Source organism: Globicatella sp. HMSC072A10 (genome assembly GCF_001811625.1).
Taxonomy (GTDB): domain Bacteria; phylum Bacillota; class Bacilli; order Lactobacillales; family Aerococcaceae; genus Globicatella; species Globicatella sanguinis.
In genome coordinates this window covers 1-424 of sequence record NZ_KV805766.1, presented here as the reverse complement: position 1 = coordinate 424, position 424 = coordinate 1, and the positions used below count along the sequence as shown (strand labels likewise).

General features: G+C 28.8%; 1 protein-coding gene. It reads right to left on the bottom strand.

Annotation, left to right across the window (positions count from 1 at the left end; translation table 11 throughout):
• Positions 1-102: 102 nt before the first annotated feature.
• A partial coding sequence (locus HMPREF2811_RS07785; RefSeq protein ID WP_141749285.1) for a transposase occupies positions 103-424 on the bottom strand: 322 nt, incomplete at its 5' end.

Sequence of the window (424 nt, the reverse complement as noted above, 5' to 3'; positions counted from 1 at the left end):
AGAAATGATAAAAATACAGGTTGAAATTCGTTATCATAATACGAATTTCAACCTGTATTTCTTTTTCGAATGTTCGTAATCGATTTACATTTTATTGTTAAATTAGTCTCTTAATATCCAGTTATCTTTATTAATAACATACATCATTCTGTTTCGACAACGTTCGAAGGAATGCATTCCTTTAGCGTTTCGAATAATATCCTTTATCGTTCCATTAGATGCTTCTGTAAAAGCATTTGATATTCGTATGCCGTCTATTCTAGTAAATGAGTTACAAATTTCTACTTTCCACCTTGCTAGTAATTTACCAAATTGCACTAATTCAGGAAGGCCTGATTTAAGAAAATTATTGATATAATAATCAATTTCGATTAACTTTCTTTCAGGTAAGTCATCGTAAGCATTAAAAAGAATATATTCATCT